This is a genomic window from Paenibacillus sp. FSL R7-0340 (genome assembly GCF_038002205.1).
GTDB lineage: Bacteria > Bacillota > Bacilli > Paenibacillales > Paenibacillaceae > Paenibacillus > Paenibacillus polymyxa_B.
This window is the reverse complement of record NZ_JBBOBY010000001.1, coordinates 1,889,173-1,906,632: the sequence shown is the minus strand read 5'-3', so window position 1 is coordinate 1,906,632 and position 17,460 is coordinate 1,889,173. Positions and strand designations below refer to the sequence as shown.

General features: G+C 45.3%; 20 protein-coding genes. 6 read left to right on the top strand and 14 right to left on the bottom strand.

Annotated elements, in window-relative coordinates:
* Positions 1-126 precede the first annotated feature (126 nt).
* From modB to MKX59_RS08510, 6 genes are all read right to left on the bottom strand, one after another.
* Positions 127-804, bottom strand: a complete 678-nt coding sequence (gene modB, locus MKX59_RS08535) for a molybdate ABC transporter permease subunit (protein ID WP_028542273.1) — start codon at positions 802-804, stop codon at positions 127-129.
* The gene (modA, locus tag MKX59_RS08530) at positions 801-1,652 is read right to left on the bottom strand and encodes a molybdate ABC transporter substrate-binding protein (protein WP_076264745.1); all 852 of its coding nucleotides are present in this window, start codon (positions 1,650-1,652) and stop codon (positions 801-803) included. Before modA ends, modB begins: the two co-directional genes overlap by 4 nt.
* 29 nt (positions 1,653-1,681) lie before the next feature.
* Entirely contained in the window at positions 1,682-2,401 is a 720-nt protein-coding gene (gene ric / locus MKX59_RS08525) for an iron-sulfur cluster repair di-iron protein (RefSeq protein ID WP_076264746.1), read from the bottom strand.
* Between the two features lie 109 nt (positions 2,402-2,510).
* Positions 2,511-3,932, bottom strand: a complete 1,422-nt coding sequence (gene hemG, locus MKX59_RS08520) for a protoporphyrinogen oxidase (RefSeq protein WP_076264747.1) — start codon at positions 3,930-3,932, stop codon at positions 2,511-2,513.
* Complete coding sequence (locus tag MKX59_RS08515) at positions 3,916-5,031, bottom strand: TIGR04053 family radical SAM/SPASM domain-containing protein (RefSeq protein WP_076264748.1); 1,116 nt, start codon at positions 5,029-5,031, stop codon at positions 3,916-3,918. The genes hemG and MKX59_RS08515 overlap by 17 nt, the downstream gene beginning before the upstream one ends.
* 14 nt (positions 5,032-5,045) lie before the next feature.
* On the bottom strand, positions 5,046-5,834 hold the full coding sequence (locus MKX59_RS08510; RefSeq protein ID WP_340858192.1) for a YwiC-like family protein: 789 nt from the start codon (positions 5,832-5,834) through the stop codon (positions 5,046-5,048).
* 169 nt (positions 5,835-6,003) lie between these two features.
* Here MKX59_RS08510 and MKX59_RS08505 point away from each other — a divergent pair, with 169 nt between their 5' ends.
* Positions 6,004-6,426 carry a hypothetical protein gene (locus MKX59_RS08505; RefSeq protein WP_023989712.1) on the top strand — a complete coding sequence of 141 codons (423 nt, stop codon included), beginning with the start codon at positions 6,004-6,006 and terminating at the stop codon, positions 6,424-6,426.
* Positions 6,427-6,455: 29 nt separating this feature from the next.
* Here MKX59_RS08505 and MKX59_RS08500 read toward each other — a convergent pair whose 3' ends face one another.
* From MKX59_RS08500 to MKX59_RS08480, 5 genes are all read right to left on the bottom strand, one after another.
* The gene (locus MKX59_RS08500; RefSeq protein ID WP_023989713.1) at positions 6,456-7,253 is read right to left on the bottom strand and encodes a hypothetical protein; all 798 of its coding nucleotides are present in this window, start codon (positions 7,251-7,253) and stop codon (positions 6,456-6,458) included.
* Between the two features lie 79 nt (positions 7,254-7,332).
* Positions 7,333-7,800, bottom strand: a complete 468-nt coding sequence (locus MKX59_RS08495) for a hypothetical protein (RefSeq protein ID WP_023989714.1) — start codon at positions 7,798-7,800, stop codon at positions 7,333-7,335.
* Positions 7,801-7,850: 50 nt separating this feature from the next.
* A complete protein-coding gene (locus tag MKX59_RS08490) occupies positions 7,851-8,321 on the bottom strand; it encodes a DUF6097 family protein (protein WP_076264750.1) in 471 nt (156 codons plus the stop codon).
* Positions 8,322-8,421: 100 nt separating this feature from the next.
* Entirely contained in the window at positions 8,422-9,123 is a 702-nt protein-coding gene (locus MKX59_RS08485; protein ID WP_076264751.1) for a DUF1963 domain-containing protein, read from the bottom strand.
* Between the two features lie 20 nt (positions 9,124-9,143).
* Complete coding sequence (locus tag MKX59_RS08480) at positions 9,144-10,070, bottom strand: cell division protein ZipA C-terminal FtsZ-binding domain-containing protein (protein ID WP_340858186.1); 927 nt, start codon at positions 10,068-10,070, stop codon at positions 9,144-9,146.
* A gap of 161 nt (positions 10,071-10,231) precedes the next feature.
* Here MKX59_RS08480 and MKX59_RS08475 point away from each other — a divergent pair, with 161 nt between their 5' ends.
* From MKX59_RS08475 to MKX59_RS08460, 4 genes are all read left to right on the top strand, one after another.
* On the top strand, positions 10,232-10,978 hold the full coding sequence (locus MKX59_RS08475) for a hypothetical protein (RefSeq protein WP_076264752.1): 747 nt from the start codon (positions 10,232-10,234) through the stop codon (positions 10,976-10,978).
* Positions 10,979-11,249: 271 nt separating this feature from the next.
* The gene (locus MKX59_RS08470; protein ID WP_028542261.1) at positions 11,250-12,335 is read left to right on the top strand and encodes a WXG100 family type VII secretion target; all 1,086 of its coding nucleotides are present in this window, start codon (positions 11,250-11,252) and stop codon (positions 12,333-12,335) included.
* Positions 12,336-12,368: 33 nt separating this feature from the next.
* Positions 12,369-13,205, top strand: a complete 837-nt coding sequence (locus MKX59_RS08465; RefSeq protein WP_028542260.1) for a hypothetical protein — start codon at positions 12,369-12,371, stop codon at positions 13,203-13,205.
* Complete coding sequence (locus tag MKX59_RS08460; protein ID WP_023989721.1) at positions 13,198-13,683, top strand: DUF5381 family protein; 486 nt, start codon at positions 13,198-13,200, stop codon at positions 13,681-13,683. Before MKX59_RS08465 ends, MKX59_RS08460 begins: the two co-directional genes overlap by 8 nt.
* An 18-nt stretch (positions 13,684-13,701) precedes the next feature.
* Here the strand turns inward: MKX59_RS08460 and MKX59_RS08455 are convergent, their stop codons facing one another.
* The 3 genes from MKX59_RS08455 to MKX59_RS08445 all read right to left on the bottom strand — a co-directional run bounded on the left by MKX59_RS08455 (position 13,702) and on the right by MKX59_RS08445 (position 16,537).
* Positions 13,702-14,412, bottom strand: coding sequence for a 5'-methylthioadenosine/adenosylhomocysteine nucleosidase (locus tag MKX59_RS08455; protein WP_013311357.1), 711 nt, complete (start codon positions 14,410-14,412; stop codon positions 13,702-13,704).
* Positions 14,413-14,452: 40 nt separating this feature from the next.
* Positions 14,453-15,628, bottom strand: coding sequence for an aminotransferase class I/II-fold pyridoxal phosphate-dependent enzyme (locus MKX59_RS08450; RefSeq protein ID WP_340858182.1), 1,176 nt, complete (start codon positions 15,626-15,628; stop codon positions 14,453-14,455).
* Between the two features lie 69 nt (positions 15,629-15,697).
* Complete coding sequence (locus MKX59_RS08445) at positions 15,698-16,537, bottom strand: MetQ/NlpA family ABC transporter substrate-binding protein (protein WP_053325891.1); 840 nt, start codon at positions 16,535-16,537, stop codon at positions 15,698-15,700.
* 290 nt (positions 16,538-16,827) lie between these two features.
* Between MKX59_RS08445 and MKX59_RS08440 the strand changes: the two genes are divergently transcribed.
* A complete protein-coding gene (locus MKX59_RS08440; RefSeq protein ID WP_076264755.1) occupies positions 16,828-17,385 on the top strand; it encodes a YdhK family protein in 558 nt (185 codons plus the stop codon).
* The last annotated feature ends 75 nt before the right edge of the window (positions 17,386-17,460 follow it).

The window sequence follows — 17,460 nt, the reverse complement described above, 5'->3', positions numbered from 1 at the left end:
TCATTATGTAATTCATTCATCTCTGTTCCCATTAGGGAATGTCCTATAGCGCTACAGGAAATCCCTCGTTCTATGGAAAGATACAAAAAAGCCTCCCCCTGCTAAAGGGAAGCTTGTATGGAGTAATTAATTGTTCTTTTGACCCGTTAACAGGAGCATGATAAAAGAAATGAGTATGATAGAGCATGTCCACGCCCAGGCCATAGGAAGATGACCAGCATCCACCGCAATATAAATGGCCGTCGGAATCGTTTGTGTTTTACCCGGAATATTTCCGGCAATCATCAGCGTAGCACCAAATTCGCCCAGGCCGCGGGCAAAACCGAGTATAAAGGCAGCCTTAAAAGAAGGGAAAATTAAAGGGAAGGTGATGTATCGAAAAACCTGCCATTCACTTGCACCCATCGAACGTCCCGCGTTTTCCAAGTCCCGGTCGACAGAAGACAGTCCCATTCTCAGCGTCCGATAGACAAGAGGAAAAGCCACTACCACCGCTGCTATAACCCCAGCCCACCACGAGAATATAATAGGCTCGCCAAACCATTGCTCCACAAACCGTCCGAACCCGCTTTTTCGTCCAAGTAATATGAGCAGTAAAAAACCAACAACCGTCGGTGGGAGTACCAAAGGCAGCATAAGCACGGTTTCAACAACCGTTTTCCCTTTAAATAATCCCAACCGCGACATTGACCATGCCACAAGCAAGCCTAATATGATTACCAGAACGCTGGATAACAGTGCAACCTGCAACGATAATCGGATAGGAGGCCAATATTCATTCCAATCTATATCTTGCATGCTCACTTCGGTATGGTAAATCCATACTTAGCCATAATATTCAGAGATTCTTGCGATTGTAGGTATGCATAAAAGTCTTCGGCTTCTTGAATGTGCTTTGAAGCTTTGACAATCCCGATTGGATACTCAACAGGTAAATAGGTTTTGGGATCCACCTCAAAGGCGATTTTTGCCTTCTGTGAAGTCAACGCATCTGTTTTATATACAAATCCGACATCAGCATTCCCCGTTTCCACATATTGCAGCACTTGTCTAACGTCTTTTGCTTGAACCAGCTTGCTCTGTAACGTGTCCCAAAGCTTCGCTTTCATCAGCGCTTCCTGTGCGTAGTTGCCCGCAGGGACACTTTCAGGAATTCCGATCGCAACTTTCTTCACTTCTTTTTTTGTTAAATCGGTTACACTCGCGATGTTCATCGTCCCGTCTGCAGGGATAACCGCGACCAATTCGTTCGTCAGCCACGTTTTTTGTTTTTTTGTATCTATTAACTGCTGATCAACAAGGGACTTCATGTTTTTGGTCGAAGCGGACAGAAACAAATCCGACGGCGCTCCTTGCTCAATTTGTTTTTCCAACGCACCAGAGCCGCCGAAGTTAAAATTCAATTTGATGCCTGTATGGGTTGATTCGTATGAATGCTGAATTTCTTTGAGCGCATCCGTTAAACTTGCTGCTGCGGATATGGTAAGCTCAATAGTTTCAGCCGTTTTCGAAGATGTCTGGCTGGAAGATCCGTTCTGACCCGCGCTGCCAACATTTGAATCTAGTTGTTGTTTCGTACCGCATCCTGAAAATAATAAAATAATGGAAATAACCATAACGAAAACAGTGCTACTTTTAATTAATTTATGCATTTGGTTCGGCTCCTCATGTTCGTTCATCATCAATTAATGGGTTTCGCGATTAGCTGTGCCTGTCTTGTACGTTCGATTAGTGTACAATTTTCAAGAAGAATATGATTAAAAATATCTGCTTCCAGGTCTTCTAACCGCTTCAATACGAGTCGGTGCGTACCACAAGCTTCCTGCATTGGCTCAAAGCCGTTTGTGATCAAACGCATTTCCTTCAGGAATTCCACCACTGTTTGATGTTCGTCTTGCAACTTGGATAAAGTTGGATTTAATGCATCTGCTCGTTCCACTGTTGATTCTTGTAAAAATGCTTCAATCATCGGAAACACAAGGTTCTCCTCATTTTGAATATGTTCCGATAATTCCTGTTTAAGCAAGGTGAACAGTTCATTAACCCGCTTTAGATGCGGATAACGTTCGCCGTGAACCCGCGTTAGTTTGGTTACATACGGCGTTAACGCCGATAGTTCTTCCCGAAGCTTCGTATGATACTCATTTTGAATATAGGCGATTAGTTCTTTTGGTTCGAGTGAAGGAGGTTGCATTTGCTTATGCTGTGCCTGCTTTTCTTCCACTTCATGTATCTGCGTTAGCAGTTCACCAGCGTGGAGGCCTCGATTGGCTGCTGCTTCACGGAGCGATATTTTCCCTCCACAGCAGAAATCAATCCTCAGTTTGCGGAACAGATCTCCCGTTTTGGGTACTGCTTTCACAATGTCCGCCACCCATGTTTCTTCCGTTAACTGGCTCATCTTCCATTCCTCCATCTTACTTCGATTTTATGCTTAACTTTCATTCTACGTCTCCCTTAAAGCTGAACCAATCAGGGGGTTCCCTCTTTCACTAGTGGAAAGAGCCTGATTATAAAAAATCAGAAAGCAACTGTTCAGCCGCTTCTTTCCCTTGAGCGATGCAATCTGGAATTCCAACGCCCCCATAGCCGGCACCGCATAGAAAAACACCCGGTAAATACTGTGCAAAGTCCTGTCTCATCTTCGCCATATGCTCTTTGTGTCCAATCGGATATTGCGGCATCGATCGATCACACCTACTGACTTCTGTGAATTCCGGTTCCGCTTCCAGGCCCATTAAATCTTTCAAATCCTTGCGCGCGGCATCCACAAGTTGATTGTCTGTCATTTGAACCCACTCCTGTGCACCTGCATGTCCGATATAGGTCCGTAAAAGCGTATATCCTTCAGGAGCCGTATGGCTCCACTTCGTCGAAGACCAAGTACATGCGGTAATCTTTTTGCCTTCTTTGCGGGGGACTAGAAATCCCGTTCCCTCAAAAGCAAAATTAAGATCTGTGTTTTTATAAGCAAGGGCAATATTGGCTACGGAAACATAGTGAATCTTGTGTAACCAGCTAGCGCTTGCAACGCCGGAAAATAATGCAGCCGCTTCAAAAGCTGGAACAGCACAAATCACCGCATCCGCATCTATTTTTTGTCCATGTTCTAAAATGACCTGATAACCGCTTTCTTTCCTTACTTCAACTACACCTTGCCCCATAACAAAACGTACGGTATCCAGCCTTTCCTTTAGCCGCTCCACGATCGTAGATAATCCTAGCCGATAAGAAAGAAACATACTTTTCTTAGCGATATCCGGCAGTTTGTCTTGTACTGCTGGCTTTCTTCCCGCCCCTTTAGACATACCCTTAATCAAACTTCCATGCTTTTGTTCCATTAGTTTAAATTGAGGGAAAGTTGACATAAGGCTCAGAGAATGAGTATCCCCAGCGTAAATTCCAGACAGCAGAGGTTCTGTAATCTGATCCAGAACTTCTTTGCCGAGACGCCGTTTGATAAAATCCCCTAGAGATTCGTCCTCATCACCTTTCTTCGCTGGAATGAATAAATCCAAGGCTGCCCGTGCTTTTCCCAGCGGAGAAATAAGCCCTGTCCGAATGAAGGGGGTGAGCTTTGTTGGAATGCCCAGAATGAAGCCCATCGGCATCGTATGAAGTTTGCCCTTATGCAAAATGCAAGCAGATTTGGCTTTTGGGTTTGTCGATACCAGCTCTGCTTCCAGCCCCAACTCCATGGTCAGATCCAATATTGCCGTCTTTCTGGCCAAGAAAGCATCTGGTCCTTTTTCGATCATAAAATCGTTTTGGCGAACGGTTTGTAGCTTTCCTCCCAGACGTTCACTTTTCTCCACCAGTGTAATCTCCACTTCAAGCTGCCGATCCTCAGCCAGCTTTTTCACATAAAAGGCAGCACTTAAACCGCTTATTCCTCCACCGAGTATAACGACTTTTTTAGAACTTTTTTTCATGAAAACACTTATCCTCTCCAACCCCGGGTATATAAGCGCAATAAGGGTCACTCTCCAAATAGTCTCCTGTTATTGCAAAAGCCCTTGCTCTAGAGCCCCCACAGACGGCCTTGAATTCACAGACTCCACATTTACCTTTAAGTAGGGACTTATCTCTAAGATTCATCATGATCGGAGAGTTGCGATAAATATCTGCCAGGCTATCCTTTCGTACATTCCCGCACATAAGAGGCAGGAAACCGCTCGGGTATACTTCGCCGATATGACTAATAAAAACAAATCCATCTCCATCATTTACGCCTTTAGGAGCACGTCCTAAAACATCTGCCCTCTTTTGTCCGTCTGCTACACTGCTCTCACCTGCTCTGTGCTTTTGCTGCAGTACGACCCTCCGGTAGTGAGGAGCTTCTGTAGCCTTCACGCCGTACGGCATCTGTTGCTGTATTTGATACAGCCATTTCATTACGGCTTCATGCTCATCAGGAGTAATCATATCTTTCTCCATGCCACGTCCGGTTGGAACAAGGAAAAATAAACTCCATAACACAGCCTGCATTTCCTTTACCCTTTCTGCAATTTGCTCCAGATCATGAAGGTTGTACCGGGACACCGTCGTGTTCACTTGAATAGGGATGTTCAGTTCCTTCAAATAACCAATTCCTCGCATGGTCGTATCGTAAGAACCCGCTGTACCCCTAAAATGATCGTGAATGTCTGCACATGAACCGTCCAGACTAAACGCCCATCGCGATAACCCAACTTGCTTTGCTTTCTCTACCGCTGCTCGTGTCACTTTAGGGGTGGCACTGGGGGTCATTGAAACCGACAGATTTTTCTCTTCAATTGCATATCGTGCCAGTTCAAACAGATCAGGACGCATTAAAGGATCTCCGCCTGTGAATACAACCAACGGATGATTCATTTCAGCAATTTGATCTATCAGCTTCTTACCCTCTTCTAATGTCAGCTGGCGAGGATCAGGTTTGTACTGTGCTTCCGCTCTACAGTGAAGGCACTTTAAAGCACAAGCTCGTGTAACCTCCCAGATGACTATAAACGGGTCTGTATGATAATCACGCGGCGTTTTCAAAGATATCATTGATGTCTCTCCTTTTAGAAGTATAAAAACAACACAAAAACATAGAGCATCATTGAAAATCCAATTTCCGCCATGCCAACTTGTTTTGCCTTTAATCCGAGTTTAGGAAGCCATATGGCTCGTATCAAAAAAATCAAAAAAGGAACAAACAGAGGTAACTTTAACCAAGTAGCAAACAACAAAATCACCAAATGATAGATGACGGAAGCATAATGGTAACGTATATTTCTTCTTTCACGAATGATCGTTTTGACATACAAAGCAGTTCCGATAAAGTAAAGCACCAAAAGCAAGAATAGCTCTGTTGCTACTCTCCAATTCTCTCCTCCCCCCATATAAATAACAGGGTATATAAAAGAACAAAAGAGTAGAATTGCAACAGTGTCATTGAGTAAAGCACGTTCATTTTTCGTTTTTGCAAAATAAATATTAGCCATAAAAAAGAGCAATAGAAGAACTCCATACCAGATCAAGGCAGGCTCAAACCATATCAGTGAAATTAACAAAGGAAGTAATATCACTCCGTATACAACGGCGGGTTTGCGGTATCTTGCACTGCTGCCTGTTTTGATCCATTGGAGGACAGGAAAACTGAATAAGTAGATAAAAAACCAGCACACAAATAGGGGAATATGAATAAGTTCCCCTCGAGAAGCAGCTAAACCGAATAAAAATGGAAGAATGAGCATGGCCCAGGCTCCATGTTGATTAGGTATGTATCTGCTCATCCCCTTCAAACCCTTGATCCTTTTTTCACAATCTTTTTTATGTCTGTTATTTCGGTTAATCGATTCATCATCCATTCCCCCAAGATTGAGTTTTATCTTCTAACTTCATTCTAAGTATTATATGAAATTGAACCAATTAGGGAGTTCCCTTTTCCTTAGCGGGGAATATCCTAACCGGAAAAATAACGCTATTTTCTTATGCTATACTGTACTAAAAAAGGGAACAAAGAAAGGATGAACTGTTATGGGAGGACCTTCTTTACGTCAACTGCATGCTCATCATGCCATTCATCAAGGCGGGCTAACTGGCGCTCTAGATAAGACGAGAGAAGTAGAAGAATTACTCGAAGCAAAAGAATTCAAGGTGGCGCGTCAGGCTGCCGACCACTTGATCGAATATTGGGAAACCCGCATTCTCAGCCATGCTGATGCAGAAGAGGAAGGATTCTATCAGGAAAAGGTCGAGAAAAAACCGGAACTGCAGGAGGCTGTCGTCAAACTTACACGGGATCATGACCTGCTCCGAATCATTGTAAAAGAGCTCAAAGCCGGGATCCGTGAAGAAGGGCTTACGCCTGAAGTTCTTCAGCAGTTCCACGCGCTTCTGGTTGTCAATGCTATTCATAGTCGGGAAGAAGAACGTTTGTTGTTTGAGGAACCGTCATGATCAAGATGTGGCATAACGATTCACTTTCTCTATAAAAACGTACCGAAGAAATAGTCCAACGCCTCCTGCGAGTATCTGTCATCTCCTTGCCAAGCTGCTACGGAATAAAAATCATGATTGCCGTGCTGTCGTTTACGAGGCGTGTCCTGTGGGACCAGCAGTCCGGCATATCCCCACACCTCCATGACTACATCACGCTCGTTTTTGCTGGATGGAAACACATCCTTCCAGCGCTTTTCCAATTGACGTGCACTGCTTTGGGCATCACAGTTCTGAACAGCTTCGAGCATGTTATGAAGTATAGCTAGATCCTCATCGGAAACCTGAACATCCTCTTCTTGACTGAACAATTCAAGGTCCATCCAGCAATATAGAAGGTGGTTCAGACGAATACCGCCCCATTTGATTCGTTCAAAATTCAGTACATTCAAATCTTCATTGACGTATTCATTATCAGACATCATTTTATTAAAATTACAATCCCCACAGCTACTGTAATTGGGCAGGACGACAGGCCGCTCACCATAGGTGTGCAAAGGAAGCCCAGCGGTTAATGCCCAGCTCGATAAGGCGCTTCGTAAATGAACCTTTTTCGTGGAAAGGCTGTGCAAAAATGCTGCTGCCACTCGCTCTTTTGTAGCCTTTTGCTGATGCAGCTCATGTAATCTGTTTATAATCTCGTTATGTGTAATGGTGATCGGATCGAACATCAAGCCCTTACTTTTGGCATATTCAAAATCCTCACCCGAAAAAGATCCCCGCTCCTGCTTCCAGCCGCTGGAGGACCAGAATGTGTTCATCAGTATTTTTTTTGCCTTTTTATCCACAACACATCTCCCTTACTCATCTCAACCCCTTCACCTCCAATACAAAGCTCAGGGTTGTAGTGCATTTTATGTAAGATTGCTATTCATCTTTATATTTAAAAGCAATGGCCGTATTTCCTGACCGGGGGTCAAAATAAGAAGAGATTTTCCCCCAGCTCAGTTCATATTCCATATAGGGGTAAGGCTTGGTTTGACGATAGCTTGGCTTCACGGACAAATGTTGCTGTAACAAACGATCATGCTCCCCTTGCCGCTTTCTCTCCCCTTCCTCAGACCAATTATCCCAAGAAGTTGGAAATTCATTGCCCTGAAGCGAAATCTCCACGACAATTAGGCTTGTATCCTTAAAGCATACAGACACAAAAAAATGCCGACGCAGCAAAGAAACCTGATCGAAATGATACCAGATGTAGTCATTCCCTAGCCTTCTTACAGAATGAAAATATTTCGAATACCAAGTGGTCTCTAACAACTGATCTTCTGTTAAAGATGAGTAGATAGCACGCTCACCATCGACCTGAATGATTCCTGATTCCCAGTCATTCATTGCTGCCACTCCTTCAGCTATTATGCCAATCTCCTACAGTTACTCTGTCCTCATATGTACACATGATTGAAAATGGCCTGCCAAGCCCGCTCTAGCACGCGCGTATGTAATTGTTTGGCATAAACATTTCTAACGATGGCAAGAACGATCACACCCACGAATACAACACTGAGCAAAGTGATAGAGGGAACCCAATGGTCAAACATGGCATTCGCCAGCACTTGCAGCAAATGTCGTTCGGGTTGTAAATATTCCACCGCCGCAACGATGCCTGCTGCCAGCAATATGATCACAGATATGATCATAAGCATTACATTGATTACTTTGTATTTAGCAAGCTCTCGCTGAAAAATGCGAGTTCCAGCATATTGCTCCAGCACGATGATCTGTTTGTGAAAATCATTTTCTACCTGTTCTACAGGCAGATCGTGCTTCTGAATAAATGCATGGGCTTTCTTCAATTCGGATTGTATAAATAAACTACTCTGGATAGCAGATCCCAGCTGACCTAAAACATTCATATCTTTTCCCTCCATTTTCGATAGCTTCTAAACTACGAGTATATAGGGTTGCCATGCTCTACAAAACGATCGGTTCCAGACTGCTCTCTAAGTGAGCTAATCAGTAAAAATCAAAGTAACCCCGCCAGGCTCCTTCATTCTGATGCTTGGCAAAATAAAAACTGCCCCCATCGACAATATTCAATTTGGCTTTGGCATCTGAAGCAATCTGAAACACAAATTCATAGCCCTCGCCAAAGTCGATGCCCGATTGAACAAAGCTGGGATAGCCACCGATTTTGTGAACCGCATATATTTCCTCTACGATGTCCTCAAAATAGTCGGGTTCCTCCTCGTCCAAATGGTTGAGGGCATCGCCATATTCCTCAGGAATGTCTTCACCGTCCCAGACCGGATAGTCATTCTCTTTGAGCTCAGGGAATAGCGGGAACGCCTTGATTTGCATAAATGCCGGACCAAAATCTTTTTCGACCAAATCCTCTACCGACGTATACTCACGAATACACATATATCCTTCCATGTCCTCATGATCCAGTACATCGGGAGACAGAAAGACCGTCAACAGCTTGACACTGTGCATAGCCGGAGGAACAAAAGGCAAGGCAGGCAAATACAATTGCATGATCGGAGCCATAACATTCCCCTGTACATCAATGGGTTGCTCCTCCGTTGGCAAAGCCACTGTAACTCTACCAATCCAGCTCTGATCAAGGGAATCCGAAGGTCTGCGACCCCCTGTATGAAAAATAGTAGCTTTACGTTTTAGAATCGTTCTTAGCTTCTCAATAGCGTTGCTGGACAACGAAACCACTCCTCTCTAATCTAGAATAGAAACAGAACAACATCCTCGCCTGCTTTAAATCCAAACTCTCTTAATCGATCTTCCATCTCTTGAATCTGGCGCAGATAATCTTCCGGCACAGCTGGCAGACCCTGTTCATTCACTAATGTCCCGCCAAGTCTGGCGCGTGCATATTCGGCACTTTTCCACATCGCCTCAAACACAGTTTGCGGCTGTACGGTTCGTACCCCATCCATACTGAAAATCAAATCTGCAAAGCGATCCTCTGCGAGTGTACTCAACCCAAAAAATCCAGGCTCGGTTCCCGTATGTACGCTAAATAGTTCATCATAGCCTCCCAGCCCGTGATGGTGTGCATGGAAAATATCCATATCTCCCCACTCCATTCCGAGACTCAGCATGACATCCCAGATATCCGCTCCACGGTAAGATTGGCCTTGATCCGCTACCAGCCTAAGCATGACAGCATGTTCCCTTTCACCTTCCTGATCTGTAAATGCTTTAAGTTTTTCCGCTTTTGCACGTGCACGGGCAGCATCCTCCCGAGGAAGCACATGAACAGTGCCCTTCTCCTGAAAACGCGCTGGCAGTGTGTTCATAAAGTCTGCAACCTTGGCTTCATCTAAACGAATATGCATCTCTACATTATCGAATATATCTATACAAATACAGATTTTATCAAAATGGCATTCGCCTGCCGATCTTCGCCCCACACTAGTCCACATCTGTAAATCATGGACATGTCCATACACGATATATCCTTTGAGCAATTGCAAAATATCCTCATCTGACAACGTAAAACCACTGAATTCCACATCAATCAGCCAATAGATATTTGCATCAGGCTCCACTTGATGGATTCCTTTTATGGCCTTCACAGGCTCATGTTCCAACTCCACGGCAAGGATGCTAGATACATCCTCACTCCCATGTTCAGGTAAATTCATGAATCTCCCTCCTAGCTAGCTGTTTTCACTTTACAGTTTCCTATAATTCTCAATCTATATTAAACTATAACTCACCAAGCACAAAATAGTATAAAAACGGTGCTGGGTTGTTGAACATAACTTTTTAGAAACTTCACAGCTTCGAAAGGGGAGAACTCATGATGCAAAAACTTTGGCAAAAAGGGAAGGCTCTGTCTCTGCCTATTATGGTGTCCGCATCGCTAATATCTGGAGCGCTGTCTGTAAGTACACCTGCGGCGAATGCGGCTGCAACCAAGGAATTGCTTCAGCTATCCGGTCAGACTACTTACTATGGAGAGGTCGAGAATGGGCAGACGAACGGACGTGGTACGATCAAATGGAGCGAATATAAGCAGTATTCGGGTGATTTTGTGAATGGCAAGCGCTCAGGTACCGGAAAATATATAAATCAATACACCGATGCAGATGGACAAAATCATAAAGTCGTATACAACGGCACATGGAGCAATGACACGATGAGTGGCCAGGGTACGCAGACTGAAAAAGTGACCCAAATGGACGGAACCGTACGTTCGAACGAGATCCAAGTAGGTACCTTTCAGAACAATGGATTACAGAGTGGCTACCAAGTGATCCACGCTGTGGCAGATCCAGACTACAGCTTCACTTATAAAAATAGCAAAGAAATACTAAATATCTTGCACAGTAATCAAGATCTGGTCCAAAGATGGCAAAAAGGAGATCTCTTCTCCGTAAATTATAAAAATGGCTCTGTCCAAAAGGAATACTCTATGTTCCCTGAAGAGACTGCTACCAAGGAACGTCAAAGACAAGCGTCTATCAAGTATTTCAAAGGAATTACCGCCAAGGTCACTCCTCACTTGCAGCAGTTTGAAAAGCTGTCCAAGCAGATTCCGCTAAAATAATTAATACGACGCGAAACATGCATTAGCCTCTACGCAAGAAGGCCTCTCTTTCTAATGGAAAGCTCCATTTGAAAAGAGGGGCTTTTTTCGTTTCGTTATGAATGACATATAAGAACTTCGGATCATAACACCTCCTACTATTCTCCCTTATGCCCCCTCATGAACTCATACAAATGACTTATTTTTCACTTAAATCCCCTCCTTTTTTTGCTAACCCCCACTAGATTCACTAAAATATAAGTAATTATTTTAATCATCCGAGGTGGACATCATGGCTAAAATTATGGTTCCTCCTGAGAAACTAGAGGCGGTTTCCAGGCAGTTCGCACAGGCACGTGAGCTGGGGGCACAAATTTGCGGACAACTGTCACAGCATATTCAGATGTTGGAAAATAGCTGGGCAGGAACAACACAGCAGCGCTTTTATCAGGATTTTCATAAAGCGCGTGGACAAATGGATGCTTTCACTCAAACTGTCGATTCTGTCAGCACAGAGCTGCGTTCCATTGCAGTAAAATTCAAGGAAACAGACACCCAAGCAGACACGGGTATTCCCAAAGGAGATCACAGCGGACAGATCGGCAGCAGTGAAGGGGCAACTTCCGGGAAAAAAGGACCCGATCCAGCAGATATAGCTATTAACAGCATTTCAGAAGCCAATAAATGGCGCGGGCAACTGGGATTTGCCGGAACAGCTATCTATAGCGGTCTGGCTTCCACACTTGTGCTCACCAAAACAGTAGAATTCAAGAAAAGTCTGAAGAATCCCACTCGAGCGGTTATACATAATGCGGCATGGGTGAATGGCAAGGGTAACAATGCGTTTATGCGTAATTTGGGCAAAAGCCTAAACCGCCAATTCGCTAAACCCGGTATTGTGATGAAGGGTTTAAAGGGCTTTGATCGTTTAGCTGGAAAGCTTCAAATGGGTAAGCTCGGCCTCGGATTCAACAAAGCCAATAGCTTTCCTCAGTGGACGCGGAACGTCATCGCCGGGGTGGAAAAAGGCCGTTACGGCATAGCCACCCGCCAAATTCCCGGCATGATTGCCAAAAAGCTATACCCTATTAATGCCACCATGAATATTGTGGGCGAGGGTATCAGTCTGGCTGGAAAATGGAAAAGCGGGAAGCTTACCGGAACGGATGTGGCTGTATCTGCTTCTAACGTAGCGATTAAAACCGCTGCAACTTATGGCGGTGCTGTTGCTTTGGGAGCCGTAGGCGGCGCTATCGGTGGTCCGGTCGGTGCAGCCGTCGGTGCTTACGTCGGCGGTACGGTGGGAAGCTGGGCAGGTGGAAAAGTCGCCAAATTCGCCGAAAAGGGGATACGTTGGGCCAGCAAACTATTTAAATGACATACACCTAACAGATGGAGAAGGAGCCTGACTATGGACAAACAAACGGTAATTTTAACGCTTGAGGAACTAGGCTTTGCCTTGACCGCACTGGGCGCAGAAGATATGGCTTCTGGTCTGCTCCAATCTTATTACGGGGAACTAACCGAAGATCGCTGGGAACTGCTTTTTCATGCCGCAACGCATAGCCTGATATCCAAGGGTTTGATGGAACAACGGGATGACGGGCAACAACAGCTCGAATTTGATGCGTTTATTGTTGAGATGCTAGCTCATCTGGTACAAAGCCGCCAGATGCTACGTGGCTACAAGGAGCAACAGGACAAGCAAAATACATTAACGATACACCATGGAAATGAACGTTTTCTGTATCATTTTTCCAGCCACAATGAACTCCATTTCTTTCGCTGGTCTTCCCCAGAAGACTGGCATCACGACATTGATCAATTGTTCGGCCTGCTTGCTTCGAACTTCAATGAGCACAGCCGATACGTCGATCTGACAGAAGAACAATGGAATGAGTTAACCTCTTCCAGCTTCAGCATGCAGCAAATGACAACGTGGAAGCTTCATGAGTCCGCTCAGCAAATAATACAAGACTGGCGAGAGGATTTTGATCGTAATCAGTGTAGCCTAGATAATTTGAGCCAGATGATATACGCGGATACGGATGAAGATGGACCTTCCGTTACAAATCTACTATTTGTTCTTAAAGGAACGAATGATGTGTGGATCGTAAGAAATACAGAACTGGATATGCAGGCCACCCCATGTCTGCGTATTGAAAGTGTAACCGAAGCTGACTGGAGAGAACGAATAACTTATTTCATTCAGGAGTTTGTACGCGACGAGGCGGTATTCCGTGGATAAAATTGTATATCGAAGATCTTTGGCATTTTGGAAAGCCATGGGCAGCTTGATGTTTGTGCTGATTTGTCTGCTTTTGCTGCTGCTCATTTTTATCGACGAAGATATCTCAGCTCTACAAATCTTCTTCTTTATTACGTCCGCCATTGTCGGACTTCCTTTTTTCGGTAGCTATCTTGTGGTTTGTTTGAGCAGAACGCTTCGTAAGGATACCTATCTGTTCATTTTTGACGAGCACAGCATTTCCGATGGTATTCGAACTGTCCCATGGTCTGCAATCACTAAAGTCGAATTCGAAGGGGCCTCCATCCGCAAATGGTTGCGCCCTCGCTTTCCCGCCTTTATTTTTCATCTGAATGACCACAGCACCTGGGAAGTCAGCACCGATTATGTGTTGAACGATGTTGAGCTAAACCAAGCCGGGAAACAACTTCGAACTCTCATTAACCAGCATGGCAAGCCAAAGAAAAAACGTTCCTGAATAGTGCCATTGAATATGTCAAAGCTTGTCTCTATCATATGCAGCTACAAGAGCCACAACCACTGCTGCCGAGTTGGCCGCAGCCAAATCAAGATTGGAGTCAAAAGAATCCGCCGCTTCTACACCGGCAAGATCAGACAAAGAACGGACAGCCAAAAACGGAACACCAAACTGGTACGCAGTCTGAACGACCGCGGCCCCTTCCATATCCGTCACTTTCGCTTCAGGAAACTGGCTACGGATAAAATGGGCGCGCTCAGCCTGGGAGATGAAAGAGTCTGCCGTCGTAATCAATCCGTTGACGATCTGCCCCTCAATCCTGGTCTCCGCCAGCGCTTCTGTCGCAAAAGCAAGCAGCGCTGGATCGACAGGATAACTTGCCGGCATCTGTGGCACCTGTCCGTAGGTATAGCCGAACGCCGTTCCGTCCACATCGCTGTAAGTCAGCTCGGTCGCCACTACAACATCGCCAACATGCAGCGCTGGATCGAGCCCACCCGCAGACCCGGTATTAATGACAAGCTCCGGGCTAAATCGCTCAATCAGCAGCGCCGTAGTCGAGGCTGCGTTCGCTTTGCCAATTCCTGATTGCAGCAGAATAACCTCCTTGCCCTCAAGCTGGCCTGTATAAAAAATCCCGTTCGCAATCTGGGTCATCTTTATCCCTTCGATCTGCGCTTTCAAATCTGCTATTTCTTCCTCCATGGCTCCGATAATCGCTATACTCAAAGTTCTTCTCGCTCCCTCCATGAATTCCTTGTATTCCAGCTTATACTTGAAAAATACCCGTTGCTGCGATGCGCTGCACCGCCTCCAGCAGCCTTTCTTCACTGTTCACCAGACTGACCCGCACATAAGAAGCTCCCGCACGACCAAAGCCTTCTCCAGGGGCGACCGCAACATGTGCCTCGTCCAATAAAAAGTCTGCAAATGAAGCGGATGTGTAACCCTCTGGCACCTTGAACCAGGCAAAAAAAGACCCTTGGGGAGCAGCTACATCCCAGCCAATACCTCGTAACGCTGCAATGAGAATATCACGGCGCCGCTCATATAACGCCGCGAGCTCCCGTACCGGTTCCTGCGTGCCCAGCAATGCCACAGCCCCCGCATCCTGCACCGCTCCAAAAACAGTGCTGTAGGCATGCGTATGATAATGCTTGAGCGCACCAATGATGGACGAATTTCCCACTGCAAAGCCGAAGCGCCATCCAGCCATGTTATACGTTTTGGAAGCCGTATACGTCTCGACGCCATATTCCTTGCCGCCGGGGATTTGCAATAAACTAATCGGCTTATGCCCGTCAAATCCAAGAGCACCGTAAGCAAAATCATTCATAACCGGAAACTGGTACCGAGCGGCATAATTCAGCGTCTTTATTAGGAAATCTGCTGTAGCTACTGCTCCAGTCGGATTGTTCGGATAATTAATCATGAGCAATTTGACCTGCTCTGCGATTTCTTCCGGCACGGTTGTATAATCAGGCAAGAAGCCATGCTTCTCATCAAGCGGAATCGTATGAATATGGGCTCTTGCCAGCGCAGCAGCGGAATAATATTGGGGATATGCCGGATCGGTGGTCAATAACCAATCACCGGGATTCAGCAGCGCCTGTGGAATCCCCATTACGCCTATGGCTGAGCCGTTGAATATGGCAACCTCCCGGTCAGGATCCAGCTCCACCTGATACTCCCGTTTATAGAACGCGGCGACAGCCTCCAGCGTGCTTTTTTTTCCATGAAAAGGTGGATAGCCCTGATTGATCGGTTGATCGACCGCTTCCTTCAAAGCGCTGATGATATGCGCCGGTGTCGGCTGATCCGGGTTGCCGGCTGCCAAATTGATTACATCTATTCCCTTACTTTTATACAGATTCACTTTGTCATCCATTGCGCTAAAATAGTTGTCAGGCAGAGCCTTGACGAGATCAGAGGATGAAAAAATCACGTTCATATCCACCTTCTATCCATAAGATACAGGCTGACAACGTCAGCCCGCAGAAGATAATACCCTATACTATTTGAAATAGCTTGGCAGCTTGTAGCCTTCATAATCAGGATTCGATTGGATGTACTTTTGGAATTCATCTGAATGATATCCTTCAATAATGTCTTTGACGAAGGGCTTATCCTTGTTCTTGCTGTCCACAGCGACCACGTTCGTGAACGGATCTGTCATATTTTCAAGCTTTAATGCCGAGGTCAGCTTTATTCCATTCGATACAGCAAAGTTCCCTTGTATAGCTGCAAAATCAACATCCTCCAGTGCACGTGGCCCCTGTGCCGGGTCGGTAGCAACAAATTGCAGATGATGCGGATTAGAGGTGATGTCGTTCACCGAGGTTTGCAATGGATCGATATTGTCCTTTAACGTAATCCAGCCTACTTCCTTCAAAATATTCAGCGCACGCAGCATATTGACTGGCTCGTTAGGCAGGTTGATTTGGGCTCCCTCACTGATTTCGTCAAGGCTGGTATGCTTGCTGGAGTACAATCCCATTGGAGGAGTCGGGACCTGCACAGCACCAATCAGATCAATATTCTCCCGCTTATTCATAGAATCCAGGTAGAGCGAGTGCTGGAACACATTAGCATCAATATCCCCCTTAGCCACGGCTACATTGGGCTGAACACCGTCTGTAAACTCTTTATATGTAATCGTATAGCCTTTCTTCTCCAAATATGGAGCCACACCATTCTTAAACTGATCGCTATATGGACCGGGATTAAAGCTGATATGCAGTGTTTTCTTTTCTTCACCCGCAGCGTTGCCCGACGTATTCTTGCTGCCGCAGCCTGAAATAAAAAGTACGACTGCTCCCAGCAGCAATATAAATGAAATCCATGGTTTCTTCATTTTGATGTCTCCCCCTGCTCCTTGATATCATCTACTTTTGGTGAGTTAGAATGTTTACAGTCGCCCAAAATACCAAGTAACTTGATGCGTTTTATAGATATTACAATGATTTTTTATTCACTGTCAACAACATTTAATTACGCATCTTCTGCATAGCAAAAAAGGGGGCACAACAGGAGATCCCCTTGAAAGCAAAACACTTCACACGTTTGTCATATATTTCCGTTTTAAATATACCCCATAGGGGTACATTTAAAATATGTAATTAAAACCCTAAAGGAGCTGTAAATATGAGAATGCAATGGGCTTTGCTCGCTGGTACAATCATGATTATTTTGAGTGGGTGCGGAAACAGTAACACGCCGAACCAGGAGCACACGACAAACAGCAGTCAACAGCACGACACATCGGATATGAACCATTCCACTTCCAGTGAGCTTCCTGCCGGACTAAAAGAAGCTGAAAATCCAGCCTTCAAAGCTGGTAGCCAAGCGACTATCCAAGCCGACCATATGGCAGGCATGAATGGAGCTACTGCCACGATTGTGGGTGCTTATACGACTACTGCTTATACAGTCTCATATACTCCAACCACTGGAGAAGAAAAAGTGAATAATCATAAGTGGGTTATTCATGAAGAGATTAAAGATGCAGGTAGCGAGCACTATGCACCGGGCACAGAAATTATCCTTGGGGCAGATCATATGAAGGGGATGGATGGGGCTAAGGCTACCATTGACTCCGTAGAGCCAACGACTGTATATATGGTCGATTATACGCCGACTACAGGAGGAGAGCCTGTCAAAAATCATAAATGGGTGACGGAGAGTGAGCTTTCTGCCCATTAGAACTCTTACAACACAGGCGCTTATGATAGCAAAAGGGAGCCTTACATCGGCTCCCTTTATACGGCTTTATTGAGT

Excerpts from the sequence above, each read along its gene's own strand:
- modA (WP_076264745.1), bottom strand. The coding sequence starts at position 1,652 with ATGCATAAATTAATTAAAAGTAGCACTGTTTTCGTTATGGTTATTTCC.
- ric (WP_076264746.1), bottom strand. The coding sequence starts at position 2,401 with ATGAGCCAGTTAACGGAAGAAACATGGGTGGCGGACATTGTGAAAGCA.
- hemG (WP_076264747.1), bottom strand. The coding sequence starts at position 3,932 with ATGAAAAAAAGTTCTAAAAAAGTCGTTATACTCGGTGGAGGAATAAGC.
- MKX59_RS08515 (WP_076264748.1), bottom strand. The coding sequence starts at position 5,031 with ATGATATCTTTGAAAACGCCGCGTGATTATCATACAGACCCGTTTATA.
- MKX59_RS08510 (WP_340858192.1), bottom strand. The coding sequence starts at position 5,834 with ATGGATGATGAATCGATTAACCGAAATAACAGACATAAAAAAGATTGT.
- MKX59_RS08505 (WP_023989712.1), top strand. The coding sequence starts at position 6,004 with ATGGGAGGACCTTCTTTACGTCAACTGCATGCTCATCATGCCATTCAT.
- MKX59_RS08495 (WP_023989714.1), bottom strand. The coding sequence starts at position 7,800 with ATGAATGACTGGGAATCAGGAATCATTCAGGTCGATGGTGAGCGTGCT.
- MKX59_RS08490 (WP_076264750.1), bottom strand. The coding sequence starts at position 8,321 with ATGAATGTTTTAGGTCAGCTGGGATCTGCTATCCAGAGTAGTTTATTT.
- MKX59_RS08480 (WP_340858186.1), bottom strand. The coding sequence starts at position 10,070 with ATGAATTTACCTGAACATGGGAGTGAGGATGTATCTAGCATCCTTGCC.
- MKX59_RS08475 (WP_076264752.1), top strand. The coding sequence starts at position 10,232 with ATGCAAAAACTTTGGCAAAAAGGGAAGGCTCTGTCTCTGCCTATTATG.
- MKX59_RS08470 (WP_028542261.1), top strand. The coding sequence starts at position 11,250 with ATGGCTAAAATTATGGTTCCTCCTGAGAAACTAGAGGCGGTTTCCAGG.
- MKX59_RS08465 (WP_028542260.1), top strand. The coding sequence starts at position 12,369 with ATGGACAAACAAACGGTAATTTTAACGCTTGAGGAACTAGGCTTTGCC.
- MKX59_RS08445 (WP_053325891.1), bottom strand. The coding sequence starts at position 16,537 with ATGAAGAAACCATGGATTTCATTTATATTGCTGCTGGGAGCAGTCGTA.
- MKX59_RS08440 (WP_076264755.1), top strand. The coding sequence starts at position 16,828 with ATGAGAATGCAATGGGCTTTGCTCGCTGGTACAATCATGATTATTTTG.